This is a genomic window from Shewanella sp. (assembly GCF_013214165.1).
Classification (GTDB): Bacteria; Pseudomonadota; Gammaproteobacteria; order Enterobacterales; family Shewanellaceae; genus Shewanella.
Genome location: NZ_JABSSM010000152.1, coordinates 1 through 4,737 on the forward strand (window position 1 = coordinate 1; position 4,737 = coordinate 4,737).

At 44.8% G+C, this 4,737-nt stretch carries 4 protein-coding genes and 1 tRNA gene; all 5 read left to right on the top strand.

The window, feature by feature from the left end; translation table 11 throughout:
- Window positions 1-46: 46 nt before the first annotated feature.
- Window positions 47-122: transfer RNA gene (locus HRU42_RS20635), tRNA-Asn, on the top strand.
- 115 nt (window positions 123-237) lie between these two features.
- The gene (locus tag HRU42_RS20640; protein ID WP_295033916.1) at window positions 238-2,142 is read left to right on the top strand and encodes a GGDEF domain-containing protein; all 1,905 of its coding nucleotides are present in this window, start codon (window positions 238-240) and stop codon (window positions 2,140-2,142) included.
- A gap of 111 nt (window positions 2,143-2,253) precedes the next feature.
- Window positions 2,254-2,832 (top strand): electron transport complex subunit RsxA, encoded by a 579-nt coding sequence (gene rsxA / locus HRU42_RS20645; RefSeq protein ID WP_295033918.1) that lies wholly within the window; start codon window positions 2,254-2,256, stop codon window positions 2,830-2,832.
- 2 nt (window positions 2,833-2,834) lie between these two features.
- Entirely contained in the window at window positions 2,835-3,404 is a 570-nt protein-coding gene (gene rsxB / locus HRU42_RS20650) for an electron transport complex subunit RsxB (protein WP_295033920.1), read from the top strand.
- Window positions 3,398-4,737: electron transport complex subunit RsxC (gene rsxC, locus HRU42_RS20655; protein WP_295033921.1), on the top strand; the 1,340-nt coding region annotated here is incomplete at its 3' end. The genes rsxB and rsxC, both read left to right, overlap by 7 nt.

Below are 4,737 nucleotides of genomic sequence, written 5' to 3' on the forward strand. Positions count from 1 at the left end.
CAGTCCGGGGAGCCAATTTAACCTATTTAAGTACCAGAAAATCGATTCCCCTGTAGTTCAGTTGGTAGAACGGCGGACTGTTAATCCGTATGTCACTGGTTCGAGTCCAGTCCGGGGAGCCACTCTTTTTCACTACTTCCTATCTAGCTCTTTCTATTTATCCTCATTTAAGTTTAGAATAACGTTCAGAATTTACTAGAATAATACATATATTCTATCTCCGCGAACGGAACGCTTATGAGCTTATCTAGACTCTTTAATGCCTTTTTACTTATCCTCTTTAGCGGTATCACTGGCCTGGTCTATCTAGACAGCAATAAGTCACTTCACGTCAAATCCCAACAAAGACTCGCAACGTATCAGGCAACCTTCGACAACAATACTTTTACTGCAACAAACGGGCAAAACCTCTTCGCAGAGTTGAATAAACATGCCACTTTCCAGTTTTTTCAATATATCCATCAAGATGACAGCAGCAATAATCTGACTCAAGGCACGCTTTTCCCTGAAAAACAGACGAGTTTAGCGCGCCTCTTTCACCTTGACCTTGCCGATACACGTGATATCAGTAGCGGACGATTACAAGTTAAACTCTACACAGGAGACTTAATCGAACACACCAGCGACAGGTTTATCCAAATCCTGCAGATTTTGTGGCTAAGCTATCTATCAATTGCCCTCTCTTATCTGCTGGTTATGCTCAGATTTAAAATGTCCATCAATTACGCCGCCAATTATATAGAAAGCTTATCGAGCCAATCATACGAAGCATTAGCAGCGTCAAAGTTATCATTTGAGCTTCAGCCCTTAGCCAAAGCCCTCGAAACATGTAAATTAGCACTTAAATATCGCTCAGATGAATCGGCTAAAGAAAAGGACAAATTACAACGTGTTGCTTTTCAAGATGAAATTACGGGATTTGAAACCAGAATAAAGTTCACCCAAAAACTCGAATCTTTCGCGACCTTAGGTAAGGAGCACATTGGTCTATTGGCTTTGATAAAAGCCAGTGAACTTGGTCAGATAAATCAACACCATGGTCGTTCTGCCGGTGATGATTATCTCGCTAAAATCGCTGATTGCATCAGAAAATCCATCACTAAATATCCGCATTCGCAATGCTATAGAATTTCAACCGCCGACTTTGCCGTTTTTATTCCCGATCTTATTCTAAAAGATGGCATTCCATTTCTAGAAAGTTTGAAGTCTCAGTTCGATGAATACCAACAAACGTTAAAAACTGACTCTATTGCACATGTTGGCCTTGTTCCCTATCGCCATGATTGTAAACCAATGAACTTACTCACATTAAGTGATACAGCAGTCAGCATTGCACAGACTTTAGGCCCTAACTGCTTTCATATGCAAGATAAGCTAAATGGGGATCAAGTCTACGGTGATAGCCGCTGGAAATTAGCCATCGAAGATCTAATTAGAAGACGCGCAATAAAGTTTTATCAGCAACCGATACAGCCCTGCCGAACAGAAGTTAACGTCTATAAAGAGCTCTTTTCACGTTTTTATAACAATGAAGGTAAGTTCTTACCTACCGCAACAGTCATTGCAATGGCCGAGCGTCATGGCATGATCTTAGAGTTAGATAAGTTGATTGTATTGAACACATTAAAAATCCTGATGGATACACCGGCACTCGAAGGCGCATACGGGATCAACATCAGCTCGTCATCCATAATGCAAGAATCATTCGTCGCCTGGTTAAAAGATCAACTGATAAAGAGACGTCATATCGCGGCAAGACTCGTTTTTGAAGTCAATGAAGCGGGTATGCAATCTAATTTAGCCGCCAGTTATAAATTTGTTCAGGTCATGCACAGTGTCGGGGCCCGGGTCTGTGTAGAGCATTTTGGCATGGGCTTTACCTCATTTAAATTCTTCAGGGAAGTTCGTCCTGACTTCATTAAACTCGACGGAAGCTATACAGAATCTATCGAAAAAGATACCAATAATATGTTCTTTATCAAGATGATAGTAGACATCTCTCGTAGACTTGGTATACGAGTCATAGCCACCAGTGTAGAGCGACAAGAGGAGAAGCTCACCCTAGAGAAGATGCTTGTCGATGGCTTGCAGGGCTATTATATCGCCCAACCTCAAGCCATACAGGTGTTGGCGCCAAAGTGATCGCTTCTTGAGATTATGCCCGAATAATTAAAACCTTGTATTCTATGTGTTGTTTCTGGCAGTGGAAAAGCCGATAATGCCACTCATAATTATTCCCAAAAATGAAATGAGATGAGTGAGTATCTCCTGTTATTGATCGGCACTGTCCTGGTCAATAATTTTGTACTAGTAAAATTTCTTGGCCTTTGCCCTTTCATGGGGGTCTCCAGCAAGCTTGAGTCCGCCATAGGCATGTCTATGGCGACCACATTCGTGCTGACATTGGCCTCGATATTAAGTTATCTGGTCAATCAATATCTGCTGCTGCCATTTGACCTTAATTACCTTAGAACCATGAGTTTCATCCTGGTGATCGCCGTTGTAGTACAATTTACTGAAATGTTAGTGCAGAAAACCAGTGCATCACTCTATAGGGCACTCGGGATCTATCTGCCGCTGATCACCACCAACTGCGCCGTATTGGGTGTAGCACTACTCAACATCAATGAAAAACACAACTTTATCCAGTCTGCCGTATACGGTTTTGGCGCCGCCCTTGGGTTTTCTCTCGTGCTCATCCTGTTTTCAGCTATGCGCGAGCGTCTCGCGGCCGCTGATGTGCCTTTACCCTTTAGGGGGGGAGCCATTGCAATGATAACTGCAGGCTTGATGTCGCTGGCATTTATGGGATTCACGGGGTTAGTTAAATAGTCATGTCTGGAATATTTATCGCAATAATCTTGTTGACTCTCCTCGCACTTTTTTTTGGTCTCTTGCTTGGTTTCGCAGCGGAAAAATTTAAAGTCGAAGGCGATCCTCTGGTGGAGCAGCTAGAAGCCCTACTGCCTCAAACACAATGTGGCCAATGTGGGTACCCGGGTTGTCGTCCCTATGCTGAAGCCATAGCGAATGGCGATAAGATCAATAAATGCCCTCCCGGTGGCACCGCCACCATGGAAAAGCTGGCCGATATGGCTGGGGTTGATCCTGAGCCGTTAACGGCGACCGAGGAAGTGCAGATAAAAAAAGTGGCATACATACGTGAAGATGAATGTATTGGCTGCACAAAATGTATTCAAGCCTGTCCCGTGGATGCCATTTTAGGCACCGGCAAGTTGATGCACACCGTCATAATAGATTATTGTACCGGTTGTGACCTGTGTGTTGAGCCCTGCCCTGTCGATTGCATTGACATGCTACCTGTCACACAAAATATCAAAAACTGGGATTGGAAGTTAAACGCCATTCCAGTGAAAACCATAGAAGAGGATGTAAAGTGCTAACTTTATTCGAACACATTGATAAAGGGACACTTTGGCGATCAAGCGGCGGTATTCATCCTCCAGAGAGAAAAAACCTCTCTAACAGAAAACCGATCAAAACCTTGCCCCTGGCTGATGAGTATGTCGTCCCCCTGCCTCAGGTCGGCGAATCTGCTGTGTTAATTGTAAAACAAGGTGATTATGTCGCTAAAGGTGCCATTCTCACCAAGGGCACGCATTTTGGCCATCTAGCGGCACACGCACCGACTTCGGGCCATATATCATGCATTGAAGAGCGTCCGGGTAACCATGCCTCAGGATTAGCCGTATTGAGTTGCGTTATTAACGCCGATGGACTGGATACTCATGATGCGAACATTCACCCGCCACTCTCGAGTAATGAAGTCGACCAGTTAACAGACAAACAACTGCTAACAAAAATACAGCAAGCGGGTATCGCGGGCCTCGGCGGCGCGGCATTTCCTACCCATATTAAACTCAGCCCAGCCAGTGATATTGAGTTAGTCATCATCAATGGCATCGAGTGTGAGCCTTATATTACTGCCGATGACATGATCATGCGTGAAGAAAGCGATGAGATCCTCAACGGCATCGCCATCATTCATCGATTACTGGCTCCCAAACGCCTAATCATCGCCATCGAAGACAATAAACCAGAAGCCATCGAGGAGATGCAACATGCATTGAATCGAAGCTCACTACCAAAAGAGGGTGTCAGGATCACAAGTATACCGACACTGTATCCCTCTGGAGGCGAGAAACAACTGATTCAGATCTTGACCGGGCAAGAGGTCCCATCAGGAGCCATTCCCGCACAACTTGGCATCGTGGTGCAAAATGTTGCCACGGCTTATGCCATCAACCAAGCTATTGTGCGTAATGTCCCTCTTATAGAGCGTGTTGTTACTGTCACAGGCGACAATATCCAGCGTGCTGGTAATTATTGGATCCCAATTGGCACCCCAATATCTCATGTGTTGACCCAGACGCAATTCATAGGCGATGAACATGACAAGGTGATCATAGGTGGACCTATGATGGGCTATGCCTTGCATAACGACAATGCACCGACACTAAAGGGCTCTAATTGTATTCTGTTACCTGCTCGCGATGAACTCGCCCCCGAACAGAAAGAGCTGCCCTGTGTACGTTGCGGTGAATGTGCTGAGGTATGTCCGGCTCAACTCCTCCCCCAACAGTTGTTCTGGCATGCAAAGGCTCAAGAATACGATAAAGCCACTAGCTTTAACTTGGCCGACTGCATCGAATGTGGTTGCTGTACTTACGTTTGTCCCAGTGAAATCCCTTTAGTTGAATACTATCGTATCGCTAA

Coding starts and splice junctions, on each gene's coding strand:
- HRU42_RS20640 (WP_295033916.1), top strand. CDS start 238: ATGAGCTTATCTAGACTCTTTAATGCCTTTTTACTTATCCTCTTTAGC.
- rsxA (WP_295033918.1), top strand. CDS start 2,254: ATGAGTGAGTATCTCCTGTTATTGATCGGCACTGTCCTGGTCAATAAT.
- rsxB (WP_295033920.1), top strand. CDS start 2,835: ATGTCTGGAATATTTATCGCAATAATCTTGTTGACTCTCCTCGCACTT.